19 protein-coding genes and 1 riboswitch are annotated in these 19,753 nt (G+C 38.8%); of the genes, 10 read left to right on the top strand and 9 right to left on the bottom strand.

Annotated features, from left to right (window positions below):
• Positions 1-106: 106 nt before the first annotated feature.
• From ABEG20_RS08450 to ABEG20_RS08440, 3 genes are all read right to left on the bottom strand, one after another.
• On the bottom strand, positions 107-1,141 hold the full coding sequence (locus ABEG20_RS08450) for a N(4)-(beta-N-acetylglucosaminyl)-L-asparaginase (protein ID WP_406826934.1): 1,035 nt from the start codon (positions 1,139-1,141) through the stop codon (positions 107-109).
• A 244-nt stretch (positions 1,142-1,385) separates the two neighbouring features.
• Positions 1,386-2,189 (bottom strand): nitrilase family protein, encoded by an 804-nt coding sequence (locus ABEG20_RS08445; protein WP_406826933.1) that lies wholly within the window; start codon positions 2,187-2,189, stop codon positions 1,386-1,388.
• Positions 2,190-2,209: 20 nt separating this feature from the next.
• Positions 2,210-3,355, bottom strand: coding sequence for a methionine aminotransferase (locus tag ABEG20_RS08440; protein ID WP_406826932.1), 1,146 nt, complete (start codon positions 3,353-3,355; stop codon positions 2,210-2,212).
• Between the two features lie 261 nt (positions 3,356-3,616).
• On the opposite strand from ABEG20_RS08440, the gene ABEG20_RS08435 reads away from it, so the two are divergent.
• Positions 3,617-5,149, top strand: a complete 1,533-nt coding sequence (locus ABEG20_RS08435) for a DUF2271 domain-containing protein (protein WP_406826931.1) — start codon at positions 3,617-3,619, stop codon at positions 5,147-5,149.
• The gene (locus tag ABEG20_RS08430; protein WP_406826930.1) at positions 5,115-5,804 is read left to right on the top strand and encodes a PepSY-associated TM helix domain-containing protein; all 690 of its coding nucleotides are present in this window, start codon (positions 5,115-5,117) and stop codon (positions 5,802-5,804) included. The genes ABEG20_RS08435 and ABEG20_RS08430 overlap by 35 nt, the downstream gene beginning before the upstream one ends.
• Positions 5,805-6,040: 236 nt before the next feature.
• On the opposite strand, the gene ABEG20_RS08425 is transcribed toward ABEG20_RS08430, so the two are convergent.
• A complete protein-coding gene (locus ABEG20_RS08425) occupies positions 6,041-7,267 on the bottom strand; it encodes a multidrug effflux MFS transporter (RefSeq protein ID WP_406826929.1) in 1,227 nt (408 codons plus the stop codon).
• 195 nt (positions 7,268-7,462) lie between these two features.
• Here ABEG20_RS08425 and ABEG20_RS08420 point away from each other — a divergent pair, with 195 nt between their 5' ends.
• The 4 genes from ABEG20_RS08420 (at position 7,463) to ABEG20_RS08405 (ending at position 9,981) form a co-directional block, all read left to right on the top strand.
• Positions 7,463-8,233 carry a queuosine precursor transporter gene (locus tag ABEG20_RS08420; RefSeq protein WP_406826928.1) on the top strand — a complete coding sequence of 257 codons (771 nt, stop codon included), beginning with the start codon at positions 7,463-7,465 and terminating at the stop codon, positions 8,231-8,233.
• A 23-nt stretch (positions 8,234-8,256) separates the two neighbouring features.
• On the top strand, positions 8,257-8,703 hold the full coding sequence (locus tag ABEG20_RS08415) for a hypothetical protein (RefSeq protein ID WP_406826927.1): 447 nt from the start codon (positions 8,257-8,259) through the stop codon (positions 8,701-8,703).
• Between the two features lie 132 nt (positions 8,704-8,835).
• The gene (locus tag ABEG20_RS08410; protein WP_406826926.1) at positions 8,836-9,633 is read left to right on the top strand and encodes a type II toxin-antitoxin system antitoxin SocA domain-containing protein; all 798 of its coding nucleotides are present in this window, start codon (positions 8,836-8,838) and stop codon (positions 9,631-9,633) included.
• Positions 9,634-9,720: 87 nt separating this feature from the next.
• Positions 9,721-9,981 (top strand): hypothetical protein, encoded by a 261-nt coding sequence (locus ABEG20_RS08405; RefSeq protein WP_406826925.1) that lies wholly within the window; start codon positions 9,721-9,723, stop codon positions 9,979-9,981.
• A gap of 77 nt (positions 9,982-10,058) precedes the next feature.
• On the opposite strand, the gene ABEG20_RS08400 is transcribed toward ABEG20_RS08405, so the two are convergent.
• The 4 genes from ABEG20_RS08400 to ABEG20_RS08385 all read right to left on the bottom strand — a co-directional run bounded on the left by ABEG20_RS08400 (position 10,059) and on the right by ABEG20_RS08385 (position 14,112).
• Positions 10,059-11,303 (bottom strand): homoserine dehydrogenase, encoded by a 1,245-nt coding sequence (locus ABEG20_RS08400; protein WP_406826924.1) that lies wholly within the window; start codon positions 11,301-11,303, stop codon positions 10,059-10,061.
• 132 nt (positions 11,304-11,435) lie between these two features.
• A complete protein-coding gene (metX, locus tag ABEG20_RS08395) occupies positions 11,436-12,494 on the bottom strand; it encodes a homoserine O-acetyltransferase (protein WP_406826923.1) in 1,059 nt (352 codons plus the stop codon).
• A gap of 35 nt (positions 12,495-12,529) precedes the next feature.
• Positions 12,530-13,855: an O-acetylhomoserine aminocarboxypropyltransferase/cysteine synthase family protein gene (locus ABEG20_RS08390; protein ID WP_406826922.1), complete on the bottom strand. Its 1,326-nt coding sequence runs from the start codon at positions 13,853-13,855 to the stop codon at positions 12,530-12,532.
• A 128-nt stretch (positions 13,856-13,983) separates the two neighbouring features.
• The gene (locus ABEG20_RS08385) at positions 13,984-14,112 is read right to left on the bottom strand and encodes a hypothetical protein (RefSeq protein ID WP_406826921.1); all 129 of its coding nucleotides are present in this window, start codon (positions 14,110-14,112) and stop codon (positions 13,984-13,986) included.
• A 7-nt stretch (positions 14,113-14,119) separates the two neighbouring features.
• A riboswitch (SAM riboswitch) is annotated at positions 14,120-14,230 on the bottom strand.
• Between the two features lie 213 nt (positions 14,231-14,443).
• Between ABEG20_RS08385 and ABEG20_RS08380 the strand changes: the two genes are divergently transcribed.
• Positions 14,444-15,457: a hypothetical protein gene (locus tag ABEG20_RS08380; RefSeq protein ID WP_406826920.1), complete on the top strand. Its 1,014-nt coding sequence runs from the start codon at positions 14,444-14,446 to the stop codon at positions 15,455-15,457.
• A 188-nt stretch (positions 15,458-15,645) separates the two neighbouring features.
• Here ABEG20_RS08380 and ABEG20_RS08375 read toward each other — a convergent pair whose 3' ends face one another.
• Positions 15,646-16,761, bottom strand: a complete 1,116-nt coding sequence (locus tag ABEG20_RS08375) for a trans-sulfuration enzyme family protein (protein ID WP_406826918.1) — start codon at positions 16,759-16,761, stop codon at positions 15,646-15,648.
• A 123-nt stretch (positions 16,762-16,884) separates the two neighbouring features.
• Here ABEG20_RS08375 and ABEG20_RS08370 point away from each other — a divergent pair, with 123 nt between their 5' ends.
• The 3 genes from ABEG20_RS08370 to ABEG20_RS08360 all read left to right on the top strand — a co-directional run bounded on the left by ABEG20_RS08370 (position 16,885) and on the right by ABEG20_RS08360 (position 19,729).
• A complete protein-coding gene (locus ABEG20_RS08370) occupies positions 16,885-17,379 on the top strand; it encodes a hypothetical protein (protein WP_265852177.1) in 495 nt (164 codons plus the stop codon).
• 426 nt (positions 17,380-17,805) lie between these two features.
• Positions 17,806-18,999: an aminofutalosine synthase MqnE gene (gene mqnE, locus ABEG20_RS08365; protein WP_406826917.1), complete on the top strand. Its 1,194-nt coding sequence runs from the start codon at positions 17,806-17,808 to the stop codon at positions 18,997-18,999.
• 106 nt (positions 19,000-19,105) lie between these two features.
• Positions 19,106-19,729 (top strand): histidine phosphatase family protein, encoded by a 624-nt coding sequence (locus tag ABEG20_RS08360; RefSeq protein WP_406826916.1) that lies wholly within the window; start codon positions 19,106-19,108, stop codon positions 19,727-19,729.
• Positions 19,730-19,753: the final 24 nt, after the last annotated feature.

Raw genomic sequence — 19,753 nt, 5'->3', positions numbered from 1 at the left:
GTCACCATGAATTTATTTCAGGGTTTGTTAAGTAAAGGATGTGTAGATCGCACCTTCATTAAATAGTTAAAAACTAAATGTTTACATCCGAAATAATAAGTTCAGATTAATAATAACTCTTGCCTTTAATCAAAAGATCTTGTTTTTCTGCGTTGCAAACGGCATAGCTAAAGCCTTGTTGGATGGCATAGGCACCGTATTCGCCTTTTTTATTGATAGCTAAAAACCCTACCTGTATATTTTTAGCCGTTTCTGGCTTCTTTTTAATGATACGCATTACCGCTTCTTTACAGGCTGCCTCGGGTGTATAACCTTGTCTCATTAGCTCCACGACTAAGAATGAACCGACATTTCGTACTACCTCTTCGCCTACACCTGTTGATGTTGCGCCACCAACTTCATTGTCTACATAAAGACCCGCGCCTATAATCGGACTATCGCCAATTCTACCATGTAGTTTATAAGCCATGCCACTGGTGGTACAGGCACCTGAAATGTTTCCTTTCGCATCAATTGCCAACATCCCAATGGTATCGTGGTTATATTGGTTGCCCGGTAATTTTTGTGGGGCAGCTTTATCGTAAAGTTTATTTTCAATATTCATCACAGGTGCATATTTTGCGGTTTTTAGCCATTCTTTCCATGCTTTTTCGCTGGCCGGAGTTAGCAGGTTCTCTTTTTTGAAACCCTGCTCCAAGGCAAACTGTAAAGCCCCGTCACCAGCTAGCATGACGTGAGGCGTTTTTTCCATCACTTTACGCGCAACAGAAATGGGATGCTTAATATGCTCAAGTGCCAAAACAGCCCCACAATTGCCCAATTCATCCATAATACAGGCATCGAGCGTAACATGGCCATCACGGTCAGGCAAACCTCCAAAACCTACAGATTGATTTTTTTCGTCGGCTTCTGGTACCCAAACCCCTTGTTCTACCGCATCTAAAGCACGGCCGCCAGTTGATAAAACTTTCCAGGCATCAGCATTGGCAGCAATTCCAAAATCCCAGGTAGATATTACAATGGGAAAATTTTTTGCTTTTGACGACTTTTTAGGAATAACATTGGCAATACTGCTTTTATCAATAGCCATCAGTCCGGCTGATAGGGCTGAAGCTTTTATAAATTTACGGCGGTTAAACATTTTTGGTTTATTGTTGAAATTGGCTAAATAGTTAATAGTTGGTTTATCGAATTGCTGTTATTGTTACATTGTTAAATTGAACAATGCTGTCTGGTCATTGTGATCTGAACATGGCTTATCATTCATTAATCGTTTTACTTGAGTTTGAAAATTTCAATTCGATTATTGGTTATTCTTTAATTGTTAGATTATGGAAACAATCACTGTTTTTTTGAAAACTATGATTTGACTATTGCTTATTACTTTAACTAATGGTAAATCTATCCGCATCTTTTAGAAACGGAAACTGTCTTCTGATTTTAACCAGTTCTTCGTAATTGATGCTAAAAGTATATAAATCTTCGTCTTCGGGTTTGTAATAAACGGTATTGCCATAGGGATCCAGGCACATAGATAATCCGCTGTGGTAAATCTGGTTACCATCGTGTCCAACGCGGTTTACGGCAATTACATAACTTTGATTTTCAATTGCCCTGGCTGGGATCAAGGCCTTCCAGTGTGCAGAACGTTTATCAGGCCAGTTGGCCACCAGGAGTAAGATATCGTATTCCTGATCTACATTGCGTAACCAAACCGGAAAGCGTAAATCATAACAAATGGCCAATCTGATTTTCCAGCCTTTAAGTTCTACTATGAGTTTTTCTTTACCATGGCTAAAGTGCTGGTCTTCATTCCCCATACCGAACAGATGGCGTTTATCGTAATGCTGGTTTTTCCCATCCGGCTCCATCCAGATCAGGCGGTTAAAATATTGATCGTTTTCTTTGATAATTAAGCTACCGGTAACAACACAATTATACTGATGCGCCATTTTTTCCATCCATTGCATCGTTTTACCACCCATTTCTTCAGCCAAAGCTTCAGAATTCATGCTAAACCCAGTGTTAAACATTTCGGGTAAGATAATAATATCGGTTTTCTCCCTTACGCCCATCGATAATCTAAGTGCCAGATTCAAAAGGTTTTTCTCGATGTTTTCCCAAAAAAGATAGGCCTGAAAAACGGTTACTTTCAGATTTTCTATTTGAGTGTAAACAGGTGCTTCCATGGTATATCGGTTTAGTCTGGTTAAACGTTTTTGAGTTTTTCTGCAGCTAAGGCGAGGGTGGCATTTTCTTTCGCAAAGCAGAACCTGATAATTTTATGATCTGTTGCTTTTTGGTAAAATGCAGAAACCGGAATGGTGGCCACACCAAATTCCTTGATCAACCTGATGCTAAAATCGGTGTCTTTTTCATCGCTGATATCGCTGTAACTTGCACATTGAAAATACGAACCATTACAAGGCAAAAGTTTAAAGCGGCTTTCAGCCAGGAGATTTCTAAAATAATCCCTTTTTTGCTGAAAGAAACTACCAATTTCGGTGTAATTTTTTGGTTCTTTAATATACTCGGCAATAGCTTGCTGCATGGGACTATTAACGCTGAAAACATTAAATTGGTGTACCTTCCTAAATTCTTTCGTTAAATCTTCCGGCGCCAGGCAATAGCCCATTTTCCAGCCTGTAGCATGCAAAAGTTTACCAAAAGAGGCTACAATGAAACTTCTCTGCCTTAATTCAGGATAAGACATTACACTCTGGTGTTTTTGTCCGTCATAAATGAGGTGTTCATAAACTTCGTCGCTTAAAATGACAATATCTGTGCCGCCAACGAGTTTAATGAGCGATTTCATATCCTCTGATGATAAAATACTACCTGTAGGATTTTGTGGTGTATTTAAGATGATCATCCTGGTTTTTACCGTAAACAATTTCTTAACCATATCCCAGTCAATCGCATAAGTGGGCGGGGCAAGTTCGTAAGTTTTAACCAGGCCGCCCAGCAGTTTAACGGTAGGTGCATAGCTATCATAAGCCGGCTCAAAAATAATAACCTCATCACCAGCATTGATTATGGACGCTAGTGCGGTAAAAATGGCCTGAGTTCCGCCTGCTGTAACCGTAATTTCTGTATCAGGATTATACTTGATGTTGTATACGTTTTCAACTTTCTCCGCAATGGTTTCTTTTAGAAAAATAGAACCAGGCATTGGCGCGTATTGATTAAAACCATCTTTCATGGCTTTATTGACCAGTTCAATTAGTTTTGGATCACAGGCATAGTCAGGAAATCCCTGAGAAAGATTAATGGCACTGTATTCAGCGGCAAGTTTACTCATCACCGAAAAAATGGTGGTATTTACGCCAGGAAGTTTAGATTGTATATGAAGCATCTTATAAGCGAAAATAGGAAAAAAAAGCTTAAGACGTAAAGCCTATAAAATTAGCCTTGCTAAACGATTGTGACTGTAGCTGTTTGATTTTTCAAAAATTAGGTATTTAACATAAATTACATTTAACAACAAAGAATAATACAGGTTTTTATCGCTTTTAACTTCAAATATTATATTTATTTGAAATATATGTTTACTTATTTAAAATTATTCCAGATAAACCCTTTTCTTTGTAATCGAAACCTCAAACATCCATTAAATATGAAGTTTAAACACCTAACTGTTGCTTTTTTACTGGTCATTAGTGCGTCTGCATTCGTAAATCCTGAAAAGACTTTAAGAACATTCGTTTCCAATTACGAAAATGTATTGGGCACGTCCCTGGAATTAAAATTTAAAACGAGCAGCCAGGCTGATGCAGATTTGGCAGAAGCCCGTGCATTAGCAGAAATAGATCGACTCGACGACATTTTAAGCGCCTATAAAAAGACAAGTGAGTTTAGTAAATGGATGAGCAATGGTAAACAAACAACGAAAGTTTCGCCTGAATTATTTGAGGTTTTAAAACAGTTTGAAAACTATAAGGTGTTAACCCATGGTGCGCTTGATGCATCGGCCAAGGTGATAGGTGAGGTATGGAAAAAGGCAGCTGCCGAAAATCGTTTACCATCTGCTGAAGCGCTCAGGCAAGCAGTTGCTTTGGTTAAACAAAAACATTATGTCTTAAATGCGCAGGATAAAACGGTTACCCGTTTGGATGATGCACCATTAGCATTAAATTCTTTTGCTAAGAGTTATATCATTAATAAAGCTGCAGAGAAAGCTGCTCAAAGCCCAGGTATTGAAAACGTCGTGGTAAATATTGGTGGCGACATGGTAATTAAGGGAAACCAGCCAGAAGCTATCGGAATTGCAAACCCTAAAGCTGATGCTGAAAACGATGCGGCACTAACCACAATCAAAGTATCGAATATGGCTGTGGCAACCAGCGGCAATTACCGCAGGGGTTTTAAGTTAAATGGAAAGTGGTATTCGCATATTGTTGATCCGCGTACTGGAAAGCCTGCTTCAGCAATCATCAGTGCAACGGTTATTGGCCCTGATGCCAGTGAAGCGGGCGCTTTAGCTACTTCTTTTAATGTACTTTCTGTTGCCGAGATTAAAGCATTAACTGCGACTAGAAATGATATTGCATACTTGTTGATTACTAAAGATGGCAAAGAAATCAGAAGCAAGGAATGGGGCAATTATGAGGTTGTTTTAAATACACCGGCTACTGTTGTAGAAAAAGCGAGCAAAGCTGATAAACTTTGGAATACCAAATATGAGTTAGTGGTAAATCTAGAAATTGCCAATATAGAATCTACTGATGGCAAACGTGTCCGCCGCCCTTTTGTGGCCATATGGATTGAAGATGCAGCTAGAATACCTGTGCGTAATCTGGCTATATGGTACAACAAACCGCGTTGGCTACCCGATTTAAAATCATGGAACAGGGCCAATGGCGATGAGTTTAAAAAAGGAGCTGAAGGAAAACTGAGCTCAACAAGTTCTGCAACACGTGGCCCAGGTAAATACAGTTTATCATGGGATGGGAAAGATGATAGCGGGAAATTGGTAAAAGCAGGTATTTACACGGTCTTTATTGAGGTTGCCCGCGAGCATGGTACTTACCAGGTAATTGCGCAAGAAATGAAGTTTACCGGCTCAGCAAAAAAAATAGAATTAAAACCAAATACAGAACTAACATCAGCATCTCTTGACTACAGAAAAATCGGAACCGCAAAAAAATAAGATAACGGTTGTACCTGGCGGACCAGGTAAAAAACAGGTTAAAAAAGAAAGCGGTAAAGGTAAGGCCAAAAAGCGTTTAGCGGGTCTATCCCGTTGGCTGCACATCTATTTATCAATGGTGAGTTTTACGATTCTGCTATTCTTTGCCGTATCGGGCTTAACCCTGAATCATGCAGATTGGTTTACTTCTGGCAAGGAAGTGGTTACCAAAAATGCCGGATCAGTGAATGTACAATGGGTTAACGAGCCAGATACCAATAAGATCAACAAATTACAGATTGTTGAGTTTTTGAGAAGCAAACACGAGGTTAAAGGCGCACTGAGCGATTTTAGGATAGATGACAGGGAACTGAGTTTAACCTTTACCGGACCCGGTTACCTGGCCGATTCTTTTATAGACCGCGAAACCGGTAAATACGAATTAACCATCACCAGATTTGGTGCGGTGGCCGTAATCAATGATTTACATAAAGGAAGAGATTCTGGTAAGGCCTGGTCGTGGATTATCGATATTTCGGCAGTGCTGATGACATTGGTATCTATTTCAGGAATAATCTTGATCTGTTTTATCAAAAAGAAACGATTAAGTGGCTTCATCATCGCAGCGGCAGGTACAATAGTTTGCTATTTGATTTACAAATTATTTGTACCGTAGTTTTACGCCCCAACACAGGGAGAGCCGTCTCATATTTGTGATTTCAATAGAATGGTCGTCATCTCGACTGGAGTGCAACGGAATGGAGAGATCTTTGAACCAAAAAGATGAATTTAAAAGATTTCTCCATTTCGGTCGAAATGACACCCCCCCGAGATTGATTTTTATCCAATAAATTAGCCCTCGGTATGAAAATTCTATATTTACGATAGCCCAAGTGTCTTTGAGGGTAAATATTAATGCGCTGTAACAGCCGAATCACCTGATGCCTCTACTTCAGTGGTGATCAACCTCCTGCCGATTAACAAACAACACAGTGCGATAAACGCAGCGGCTGTCATGACCAAAGGCATTGGTACCACCGAGTGTTCACTAAATAAACTCACCATTACCGAAGCCAGGGCACCTAAACCCATCTGCAAGGCTCCCATTAAGGCAGATGCACTTCCAGCATTTTTGGAGAATGGTGCAAGCGACAAAGCAGCTGCATTAGGATTAATCAGGCCTAAACAAGCTAAGAACAATGCGATGAAACCAATCGTGCTATATAAACTCAGCCAGTTATTTAAAGCAAAAATCAAAAAGATTAAGCTGAAAATGCATTGGGCAATAAGTGCGTAAGTAACAATGTTCTTGCTGGTAAACCATTTTAGTATTAAGCTATTTACCTGGCTTGAACCAATAAAGGCTATTGATAGCAGAGCGAAAATCCACCCGTAGCCAGTTTTACTTACTTCGTATATTTTCATAAATACAGTAGGAGATGAAGATACATAGGCAAATAGACCTGAAAAGGTGATTGAACTGATTAAAGCATAGGTATAAAATTGAGGCTCTTTTAAAACCGTCAAGAAATTGGTTAAAATCGGCTTTGGTTTTAAAGAGTAATTCGGGTCTGGTTTGTAACTCTCCGGTAATTTAAAGATTGAAGCCAGGAGCATTAAAATAGCCATCAAACCTAAAAATACAAATACATATTTCCAGCCTAATGCCGAAATGAGATAGCCACCAGCAGTAGGGGCAAGCATAGGCGAAACAGCAATGACCAGCATTAATGAAGCAAATACTTTTGGGCTTTCTTCTACCGAAAAGAGATCTCGTACCATGGCAACCGAGGCTACAGCCGTGGCACAGCTTCCAATCGCCTGAACAAAACGTAAAACAATCAATTGATTTACATCAGTAACAGCCAGGCATAAAAAAGAAGCGAAAATATATAGCCCTAAACCAAAATATAAAGGTTTTTTCCTGCCAAATTTATCCAAAAGCGGGCCGTATAATAACTGTCCAGCAGAAATTCCGATAAAAAAGCTGGATAATGAAAGGGCTACGGTTGACTCGGTACTTTTTAAATCCTTTGCAATATCCACAAAACCAGGCAAGTACATGTCGATGGAGAAAGGGCCAAGGGCTGCCAATGAACCTAAAATGAGTATGAGATAGAAGTGTTGTTTTTTAGCCATGAAGATTACCGGAATTTGATGGTGCAAAGATTGGGAGATTTAAGTTGTTAACCTATTTTTATAGTCGAACGATTGTAAAAATCATATTTTAATCCATAGGTTATAAAATGATCCCGCTTAAGCTCTATATTATCCGTGTTAAAAATATGATGAGCTGTATACTAAATTAGCTATTTATTTATAGATTTATAGTCTATGACTTTTAAGACAAAAGAAAGCCGTTTGCTACTCGTTCTGGGTAGCTTTTTTGTGGCGAACGCTATATTATCAGAATTTATTGGGGTTAAACTCTTCAGTGTAGAAGAAACACTGGGTTTTAAAAAATTCGATATCAATTTGCTTGGTGTTCCAAACCTTTCTTTCGTAATGTCTGCTGGGGTACTAACCTGGCCAATCATTTTCATTATGACCGATATTATAAACGAATATTTTGGCGTTAAACAGGTCCGTTTTTTATCTGTCCTTACCTCCATTTTAATCGCTTTTGCTTTTTTGGTCGTTTGGGGATCGATGCATTTAAGCGCCGCTGATTTTTGGGTTCACCAGAAGATCAATGGAGAAGACCTCAATATGAATAATGCTTTCGCCGGGATTTTTGGGCAGGGTATGTGGATTATCGCAGGTTCCATCACGGCTTTTATTGTCGGGCAAATGGCAGATGTGCTCATTTTCCACCGCATTAAAAAAATTACTGGTGAACGTGCTTTATGGTTGCGTGCCACGGGCTCCACATTGGTTTCTCAATTGATCGATAGTTTTGTGGTAATTTTCATCGCATTTTATTTAAACCCACAATACCACTATAGCTGGAAAATGGTCGCGGCAATTGGCTTGGTTAATTATACTTATAAATTTATTGTTGCCATTCTAATGACTCCGATTTTATATATTGTACATGCCATTATAGATCGTTATTTAGGAAAAGACCTGGCTCACAAACTGATTAAAATGGCAGGTAGGGGATAAAAAATTGACCAAATAACATCATTATGAGATTAAATATTTTAGCGCTCTTTGCAGGGCTTTCGTTATTAGCCTGTTCTAATAAAAAGGAAAGTGGAAAAAGCCTTGAAATTCAGGGTACCTGGCAGTTGTTATCGGCTACAACAATCGAAAAGGGTACAAGCCAAACAACAGATTATTCAGGCAAACTAAAAATGATCAAGATGTTTAACAACACACATTTCGCATTTTTAAAACATAGCCTTAATGCTAAAGATACCAGCAGTTTTGATGCAGGAGGAGGAACTTTTGTTTTAAATGGTGATGATTATACCGAACACCTTGAATATTATAAAGACAAAAATTGGGAGGACAAGCATTTTAATTTCAAACTCTCCATCCATAATGATACTTTGATTCAGAAAGGTGTGGAGAAGGTGGAAAAGGCTGGGGTAGACCGCGTAATAATCGAAAAATACATTAAGGTAAAATAATAGATATTTTTTCCACTTTGGGTTTTTAAAAGTTTAAGGAGTAAAATCAGGACGATTTATCCAGGAAACAATTATTGTTCTTAAATCTTTCAAGATATTGTTTTATTTTAAAACATACTATATATTTGTAGTATGGGAAACGAATTATCGAAAAAGCAAATTGGCGAACGAATAGCTAACCTGCGTTTAAATAAAGGTTTATCGCAAGAAGATTTGGCAAAAAGTATTGCGGTTTCAAGACCATCTTTAACCCAAATGGAGTTGGGAAATCGGGTAGTGAGCCTAAGTGAAATGCAAAAACTATCGATAGTGCTGGGTTTTTCACTGGATGATTTTGTGACCAAAGATTTTCTGGTCAATCAAAGTTTACAGCCATCTGGCACATCACAAGATGAGGTTATCACAGAACGTATTTCTGTTCCAACCCTAAATATAAATAAGTTTAAAAATGTTTTGCTTTATATTTTAGAGCGTTGTGCCGGGAAACCTAATGTTGGCGAAACCGTACTGTATAAACTCCTTTATTTTTCTGATTTTAATTATTATGAGTTGTATGAAGAGCATCTAACCGGGGCGAAGTACAAGAAACTGCCTTATGGCCCTGTTCCTCAAAAGTTAGATGCTATTATCAATCAAATGATAGATGCCAATCAGCTTCAACGGATAAAAACAGCATTTAAAGGTTACCCACAAAAGCGCTATCTGCCACTTGAAAAAGCCGATTTAACCGCACTTAAAGCTAGTGAAAAAGATGTTATAGATAAAGTGATCGAGCAGATGAGCGATTGGTCTGCCACAGCAATAAGCGATTATTCTCATAAAGATTTGCCCTGGGAGGTTACGGAGGAAGGTAAGGATATTAGTTACGAGCTCGCATTCTATAGAGAGTTGCCATATTCTGTAAGGGTGTATGACGAAGATGATAATTAATGTATGCATTTCGATTCACTCACCGAATTTAATAGGGATTTGAAATTTCTATTAAAAAAGTATCGAACATTAAATGACGACTTGGAAATGGTAAAGACAATTATAAATGTTAGGCCAAGCCAGCAGCCACCATTTAGCTTTACAATAGATAACTTAGGTATTAATACATGTGTGATTAAAATAAAAAAGATGGCCTGCAAATCTTTAAAAGGCCGAGGGGTGAACTCTGGCTTGAGATTGATTTACGCTTATTTCGAAGAAGAAAAAAAGATTGTTTTTATCGAGCTTTATCATAAAAATGATAAGGAAAATGAAGACAGACAGCGTATTTTAGACAATTTTAAATAACGCAAAAGGTCGGACTCGCTCCGACCTTTGTGCTTAACAACAAAACAAATAAAAAAAATTAACCTTAAAAAAATAAATTACAGGCCTGCCAGTTCTGCGGCAAAAACATTTTCACTTAATTGCTCCTGTTTGTAAATCTGTCTGCCTGTATAAGCCACAAAAACAGATTGATCTAAAAGCAAATCTCGGTTTTTAATCAAACTTTTTAACTTAACCGTACCAACCACATATTTATAACTGCTGGCCGCATAACGCTCACTAATGTTATCAAATTCCAATAGCGTAATCAGATCTTCATCCGTGTAACGCAAATAAACTTCTAAAAGAATTTCTTCTGTATGTTTTACACCGTTTTCTGAGTGGTATTTTTTGTATTCATAACGGTAATCGTAACGTAAAGCCGCAATATCAGATAGTACAGCAGCACCGGTAGGGTGACCACCTGCACCTTTACCATAGAAAAACTGTTTATCAGCAAAAGCCGCCTGAACGGCTACGGCATTGTACTCGTTTTCTACGTTATAAAGAAAATCATCCTTCGCTACCAACTTAGGAAGCACATAGGTTACAATATCTTTGGTGTTTACTTTGCGTGCTGTAGGAACCAGCTTAATTTTGAAGTTTTTCTCACGCGCATATTTAATATCATTGTTGGATAGGTTCTGTATGCCGATATTTAAAATGGCATCAGGGTTTACAAATAAACCATAGGCATGTGCCGTAGCAATAGCGAGTTTGTATTTCGGATCGTAACCACCCACATCCAAAATCGGGTCGGTTTCGGCAAAACCTAAATCCTGTGCTTCTTTTAATGCCGAATCGTAACTTTGGCCCTCGTTAAATATTTTTGAAAGGATATAATTAGATGAGCCATTAAAGATTCCGCTCAAAGCATGGAATAATTCATTGTCGTAATATTCTTCTAAATTGCGGATAATTGGGATACTGCCGCAAACTGCACCTTCATATAATAAAGATGTACCGTGCTTCTGTTGTAAAGCAACCAGCTCTTTCAAGTGCGTGGCGATCATTTTTTTATTGGCAGAAACAACATTTTTGCCGTTTTTTAAGGCTGTGGTTACAATTTCGTAAGCAGCATCAGCATCATTAATTAATTCTACAATCGTATTGATCTCTGTATTGTTCAATATTTCGTTACGATCAGTTGTAAACAGATCTTTATTTAGGGTACGTTTCTTCCTCGGATCTTTTATCGCGATTTTAATGATCTCCAGGTTCAGGTTCTGACTTTGGATGATATCCAATAAACCTTGCCCTACAACGCCAAAACCAAATAAACCGATTTTTAAATTCTTGCTCATTGTTATAAAGTAATTATACAGATAGGTGTATTACACCGATATAGATGTTCTTATTTTTGTAATTTGTTTTAAATTTTGTGTAGACACATGGTTCTTCACCTTCCGCCTTTAAGCTCCCAATCTTCTGCCTGTTTAAGCAGTATGCTGTAACTTGATGATCTTTTTGTTACGGCTTTCTTTAATAAAATTTCCGATTACATTAGTCAGTGCATCTGTTTCAATTAAAAATCCATCGTGACCATAATCTGAATGCAAAGCACTAAATTCTGCCCCTGGAATATGATCGGCAAGGTATTTCTGCTCTGATAAAGGAAACAAAACGTCATTCTCTATCCCGATTACTAAAGTGTTTGCCGTAATTAGTTTTAGTGCATCTGCAATACTTTTGCGGTTTCGGCCTACATTGTGGCTGTCCATTGCTTTGGTTAAATAATAATAACTGTAAGCATTAAAGCGGTTAATCAGCTTTTCTCCCTGATAGTTCTGGTAAGACGAAGCCCTGAAATGGTCTGTCTTATCGTTTACGCTTTCTACCTGTGTGCTGCCATATGCACTGTAAGTTCTATAACTTAACAGCGCAATGCTGCGGGCTGTTTTTAAACCCTTGCTGCCACCGTTAGGTTGGCTGGCATAAAAAGTTCTGTCAGTGGTAATGGCCAGACGCTGACTTTCGTTAAAAGCAATACCCCATGGAGAATGCGCTGCATTAGTGGCAATCAAGATCAGGTTTTCAATTTTATTCGGCTCCGAAATACTCCATTCTACCGCCTGTTGTCCACCCAACGAACCACCAATTAATAATTTGATATAATCAACCCCTAAATGAGCAGCCAATAACTGGTGTGCAGATACTAAATCGCGGATGGTAAATTGTGGAAAAGAAAGGTAATAGGGCAAGCCTGTTACCGGATTGGTACTTAATGGATTGGTACTGCCGTAATGAGAGCCTAAAACATTAGCACAAATGATATAGTGCTCTTCAGGATTGAATAACGCATTTTGACCAAATAAACCTTCCCACCATTCAAAAACATCAGCATTGGCAGTAAGTGCGTGGCAAACCCAAATTACATTATCTTTAGCGGCATTTAATTTGCCATAAGTTTGATAAGCAACCTGCAGGTTACGGATTTTTTTTCCGCTCTCTAGTTTAAACTGTTTATTATGATTATATGTTGATGCTGTACTCATTGTTTTGCTGTATTCGAAAAATAAACGGGCTTAGGCTATAAACGCTCAGCAGGAACTTGTGCGTTAATAGCCGCAAAAGCCTGCTCAAAATCGGCCTTGATATCATCAATATGCTCAATACCAACCGAAACCCTTAAGGCATTTGGTTTTACACCTGCAGCCAATTGTTCTGCTTCGCTCAATTGTTGGTGGGTTGTAGCCGATGGTTGTATAATTAGTGTTTTGGCATCGCCCACATTTGCGAGGTGAGAAACCAACTTTAAATGATCTATTACCTGTGTAGCGTTTTCCTTACTTCCGTTTAATTCGAAAGATAGAACCGCACCAAAACCATTACTTAAATATTTTTTCGCAAGATTATTGTATTTGCTGCTCGCTAATCCCGGATATTGTACTTCCTTTACCAATGGATGGTTTTCTAACCAGGTGGCCAGTTCTAAAGCATTATCAACATGGCGTTGAACGCGGAGTGATAAGGTTTCTAATCCTTGTAATAAAAGAAACGAATTGAAAGGCGATAGGGCAGGTCCAAGATCTCTTAAACCTTCTACACGTGCCCGGATGATAAACTGAATATTGCCGAATGGTCCGCCGATGCCGAAAACGTCACTAAAAACCAAACCGTGGTAACCTGCTGATGGCGCAGAGAACTGAGGGAATTTTCCATTGCCCCAGTTGTAGTTTCCACCGTCAACAATTACCCCGCCAATACTTGTTCCGTGACCGCCGATCCATTTGGTTGCAGATTCTACCACAATGTTGGCACCATGTTCTAATGGCTTAAATAAATAACCGCCTGCACCAAAAGTATTATCCACCACCAATGGAAGATCATATTTTTTAGCAATGGCCGCAATTTTTTCAAAATCCGGCACACTAAAAGCAGGATTGCCGATGGTTTCCAGATAAATGGCTTTGGTTTTATCTGTTATTTTAGCTTCAAATTCCTCAGGTACATCTGGATTTGCGAAATCAACATGGATCCCCAAACGTTTAAAAGCTACTTTAAACTGGTTATAGGTTCCACCATAAATATGAGTTGAAGAGACGATGCTATCGCCAGCTTCCAGTATATTGTTTAAAGCAATAAATTGAGCGGCCTGCCCTGATGCTACAGCTAAAGCCGCTACACCACCTTCTAAAGCCGCAATCCGTTTTTCGAAAACGTCATTGGTCGGATTCATGATCCTGGTGTAAATGTTACCAAATTCTTTTAAGGCAAATAAATTAGCACCATGTTCAGCGCTGTTAAATCCGTAAGAAGTGGTTTGGTAAATCGGCACAGCCCTTGAACCGGTTGTTGGATCTATTTCCTGGCCGGCGTGTAATTGTAAAGTTTCAAATTTATATGATGTTGACATAATTTTTGTTTTAATTGATGGAATGATGAGGTAAGGTGGTTTAGGCTAATGCTAAAACCTGACAGGGCGTATCCCGATTTCCCGGGACCTTCCAGTTTGAAAGAAACAAAAAAGGAAGATTTTTTAAATTACTGTATGCAACAGCACATACCAGCCATGGCATGCATATGGCATGAAGTAATAGAAACAGAAACTTGTTTTACCGTTTTCAGTTCTGCAATGGGTTCGCTTAGCGATAGAAGATTTAATGTTTTCATCAGTTCTAATTTATATCTCCAAATAACACCATGTTATCCGGTCAGGAATTGGCACCTTCTCTCTCTGAGGGTTGCCAGTGGGTCATCGAGCCAGTCTCTCGCCACTTCTTTATAAATCAACCTGTGAAGATTGACTTTTATTTAGCTCTCTGCCAAATAATATTTCAAATGTCTGAATTTATTTTTAATACACAAAATAAAATTTTGAATTTTAAATAATCTTCTGAAAATTAGGGTTTTAATTTTATAGTAATTCATTATAATGAAAATTTTAATGTAAAATTAAAGCTCAATATGCTAAGTTTGCGCTACCTATCTACATATGATTATCATGAAAAATACAAAAGTTTTAGGCTTAGGCCTGCTAATCACAATGATGTGTTTTAGCACTGCAAATGCCCAGTTTGGAGGTTTGAAAGACAGATTGTTGAAAATCGGTACTGCTCAGGGTGCCAAGGCTTTAGGGATAGACAAATTTTTGAAACAGCCCGCTGCCATTACCACCAGTTTTGAAGATGTGAGCAGAGAAGGTGAAAAAATGCCGGATTTTATTACTTCCTTAAATTTAAAAGCGCAGCCATTATATTTACTACCTAAAAACTCGGAGGGTGGTTTTCTGCTTTGTGAAGGGCTTTATGAGATGACCAATAAAAGTTATTGTTTAAAGGCGGGAACATTTGCGCCTTCAAAAGGAGATGGTTACATGTTCGCCCCGGTTTTAGGCCAGAAAGAAGAAATTGTGGTTTCTATTTTAAAAAGTGCAGAGAAACACCCTGAAGTAGAACAGCACGATATACAAGCACTACTTTGGACCATTATTGCCAGAACAAAATTTGCCGATTTTAACGGACAGGTCAAAGTTACCGCTGTAAAATTATTAAGCCCAAAACAACTTACGCAATTACAGGGGGGTGCTTTAGGAGTTTTGCCTTTCGATGTGATGGAAAAGGCTAAAGATCAGTTGCCAGCGGGCGTGAGGGCTGTTTTTGAAGCCGAAAATAATATCCGCCAACTGGTATCTTCTGGTAATTACACTTATGCCGATATGGAGAAATATGCGATCATAGCAGGGATGGCTCCGCCAAGAAGCGATGTGCCAAGCGGTATCTGGACCAAACATCCTGATGGTTATTATGTGCGTTATTTCCCTTCGGGTTATTCAGTTACGAAAGTGCAGGTGTATGTGCCGAAAGAATTGATGGCGAATGGAAATAAACTGGTTTATGATGCCGCAGGAGATATTGCCTGTCCTGCGAATACAGGTTCGCAACGTTTGGCCCAAACAAATGAGCCATTGGAGGCTAACTATTCGTTAAAGCTGACCACGGTTTGTAATCCTAAGTAAGTTTTGGAAAATTAGGGTTCTGTAATCCTTATGCGATTGCAGTCCCGTTATGCTTTATCTTTTTGGCTACCCTTCGACTTCGCTCAGGGTGACAGCCAAAAAGGATATCGCTGCAATCGGGTTTAGCAACAAAGGTTCGAAATAACTAGAAACCTATAAGGTCTTAAAGACCTCATAGGTTTTATATTTTAACCCAGCGCCTGCGCTAAATCGGCAATAATATCATCTATATGTTCCAGTCCTACTGAAATGCGGAGCAGGTTTTTAGGTGTTTTACTATCGGGCCCCTCAACTGAGAAACGATGTTCGATTAAACTCTCCACGCCACCTAAGCTCGTTGCCTGTGCAAATAATTTAACCTTATTGACCACTTTATGAGCAGCTTCAGCACCGCCCTTAACTAAAAATGACATCATTCCGCTAAAATCTTTCATCTGTTTTTTGGCGATTTCATGCTGTGGGTGACTTTCCAACCCGGGATAAAATACAGCTTCTACTTTAGGGTGTCTGTTTAAATAGTCGGCTACCTTTTTGCCGTTTTCGCAGTGGCCTTTCATTCGATAGGCCAAAGTTTTAATACTACGGGTTAATAAAAAGCAATCGAAAGGAGAGGGTACCGCACCACCTGTTTGCTGTATATTTTTGATGCGTTCCCAAAGTTCATCTTTTTCTGCCGTTACTAATATTCCGCCGAGTACGTCACTATGACCACCCAGGTATTTGGTACTGCTGTGCATGACCATATCGGCACCCAACAAAATCGGATTTTGTAAAATTGGAGAAGCAAAGGTACTGTCGCAAACCAGGGTAAGATTTTTAGCTTTGGCGATTTTGGAAATTTCTTCAATATCGGTAACCTTTAATAATGGATTGGATGGGGTTTCGATCCAGATCAGTTTGGTATTGGGCTTAATGCTCGATCGGATCAGATTTAAATCGGTTTGATCAACAAAATCAAATTCCAAACTTTCGTTAAAAATGGTCAGCAGCTGTTTTTTAATTCCCCAATACATGTCATCTGGTGCAATAATATGGCTACCAGGTTTTAAAGCCTGGAACATGGCCAACCCGCAGGTATTACCGGAAGAAAAAGCTGCAGCATCTTCACCATATTCTAATTTGGCTACAGTGTTTTCTAAAGCAGACCGGTTTGGATTACTTACCCTGCTATACATGTGCCCGCCAGGATAACCACCATCCTCGCCACGAAAAAAAGTGGTAGATAGATTAATCGGCGGTGTAACATCACCAGTAGCGATTTTTACGAGATTAGAAGCGTGAATAGCAAGGGTTTCGGGTTTCATAATAATTAATATTGTTCTAAATAATATCGGAAAGCAATTTAATAATTTGGCGCTAATTTAAGGTTCGTAATGGTTTTGGCAAGATTTATGTAACAAGTTTGTCGAAATTTAATTAAACAAAAAATGAAAAGATTATTTATAGCTATCGCAATAGCATGTTCTACTTTAGTAATGTTACAAAGTTGTAATACTGCAAAAAGAGTAACTGCAGGCGTAACAGGTAGCAGAGGTACAGTTGTTCGCGAATGGGTGGTGAGCAATGTAGCTTTAGAGGGATTACCTGATGGCGCTGTTCAGGGCTTATTTGGAGAGAAATCTTACAAATGTTTCCAGGGAAGTACATGGAACTTAACCAATAGCGGTAATGGTTCTTATACTTTACCTGCATCAAGTGCTTGTGGTTCGGTAATGCAGACCATTTTCTGGTCGGCTGCACCTAAAGACCAGACTTTCCAGTTCAAAAAAATCTATGAAGGTGATAAAGCTAAGAATGTAACAGAAGGTTACCGTTTAGTGTTAACTGATCTTTCCAGCACACAAATGATCTTGAAATCGCCAATTGAATTTGGTGGTAAAACGGCAAACATCGTATTAACCTTTACGCCTGCTGCAAGATAACATTAGTACTGAAAAACATACCCCGAAGCACTTCTGAAAAGAGGTGCTTTTTTGTTTGTTACTCATTCTCGTTATTAGGTCTGATTTATTTTATAAAAAAGTTTAGGTTCCGAGATGCCGTCATTCCCAACTCGATTGGGAATCGTAATGCAGGCGCTTTAAGATTCCTGCATGCGCGGGAATGAAGACCGAAGTAGTTATGCTATCAATGGCCGTTAAAATAATGTTTCTATATACAAATTTTTTTTTTGGTATTTTTTTCGTGCCTTCCGTGTCTCTGTGGCTGATATTAAATTAACACCCAATTAATATCCGTGTTTATCTTTTATTAATTATTGCGGTTGACATTCAAAAATCACGGTTTGTTACAAGAAAATGATTTTCAAATCGGCTCATTATTGTATTTTTGTTCAAAATAAATCAGGAATGAATACAACTGAACAAGTTGAAAAAATATTAGCTGATACCAATTTATCAACTGAATTACAAAACATAGCACACAAAGTTCTTTACGGAGAGCGGATTACGTTTGATGAGGGTGTTTACTTATATGAATATGCAGAGCTGGGTTATCTAGGCGTTCTGGCCAATTTTATCCGCGAACAGAAACACGGTGATAAAACTTATTTTAATCGCAATTTCCACTTAGAGCCTACCAATCTTTGCGTATACGATTGCAAATTTTGCTCCTACTCCCGTTTAATCAAACAAAAAGAAGAAGGCTGGGCTTTAACGATGGAGCAAATGCTCGATATCGTCAAAAAATATGATGGTGAACCGGTAACTGAGGTGCATATTGTTGGGGGCGTGCTTCCACAATACGACGTGGCATTTTATTCTGCATTATTCGCGGCCATTAAACAACACCGTCCGGATTTGCATGTAAAAGCATTAACACCTGTAGAGTACCACTATATTTTCAAAAAAGCTAAAATCGATTACGCAACAGGTATGCGTTTGATGAAAGAAGCTGGATTGGAATCCATACCAGGTGGAGGGGCAGAGATTTTTCACCCAGAAATCAGGGAGCAGATAGCCAAAGATAAATGTACCGGCCAGCAATGGCTGGACATACATGAAGAATGGCACAAACTGGGCATGCGCAGTAATGCGACCATGCTTTATGGACATATCGAAAAATACTGGCACCGCGTAGATCACATGGAAAAACTTCGTGAACTACAGGACCGTACAGGTGGTTTCCAGACTTTTATTCCTCTAAAATTCAGGAATCAGCATAATCAGATGAGCAATGTGCCCGAATCGTCAGTAATTGAAGATTTAAGAAATTATGCTATTGCCCGTATTTATATGGATAACTTCGATCACATTAAAGCATATTGGGCCATGATTAGTCGTGAAACGGCACAGTTATCCTTAAATTATGGTGTGGATGATATTGACGGTACACTTGATGATACCACTAAAATTTACTCAATGGCCGGCGCAGAAGAGCAAACACCTGCAATGAGCACAAGAGAACTGGTTAATCTGATCAAACAAGTAGGTAGAAAAGCAATTGAACGCGATACTTTATACAATGTAGTAACAGATTTCGAGCATGTTGTTTTCGAGGAAGAGAAGAAGCCACAATATTATAAACTACCGGTGGTGAATTAATGATTGAATTAGAGAACGACAGGATGAGTAATTGAATAAATGAGGATATTGAGCGTTAATTTTAACATTCAATCACTCAAAATTTACTCATTTGATAATGAATTAGATGAAAGAAATATACATCATACGCCACGGCGAAACGGAACTTAACAGACAAGGCATAGTACAGGGCAGGGGTATAAATTCTGACTTAAATGATTTAGGCAGGGCACAGGCAGAAGCTTTTTATCAAAAATATAAAGAAATTCCTTTTGATAAGATTTACACTTCTGAATTAAAACGCACCTGGCAAACCGTTCAAAAATTTATAGATGCTAAATTACCTTGGGAAAAGCTTTCAGGACTAGATGAATTGGCCTGGGGTGTTTGGGAGGGAAAACCGAATACCGAAGATGCCCGTGAAGCCTTTCGTGAGATGTTACAAAGCTGGGAGAATGGAGATTATACCGCTCATTTTGAAGGTGGTGAAAGCGTGCAGGATGTTTATGAACGTTTAAAACAACCCATGGAAGTTTTAATGACGAGGCCAGAAGAAAAAACAGTGCTGCTTTGTATGCACGGCAGGGCAATGCGTGTTTTTCTGTGCCTATTACTGGGCAAACCATTAAGTGAAATGACCGAATTCCCACACCAGAATACCGTGCTTTATAAAATGGGTTTTGAAGACGGGAAATTTACTGTTCTTGAATTTAACAATGCCGTTCATTTAGACGGTTTAGTAATTGAATAATCCGCTTATCGCCAAACGCGAAGC

The sequence above is a fragment of the Pedobacter sp. KACC 23697 genome (assembly GCF_045348445.1).
Lineage (GTDB): Bacteria > Bacteroidota > Bacteroidia > Sphingobacteriales > Sphingobacteriaceae > Pedobacter.
The sequence above is the reverse complement of the archived record's forward strand: the minus strand, read 5'-3'. Positions and strand labels throughout refer to the sequence as shown.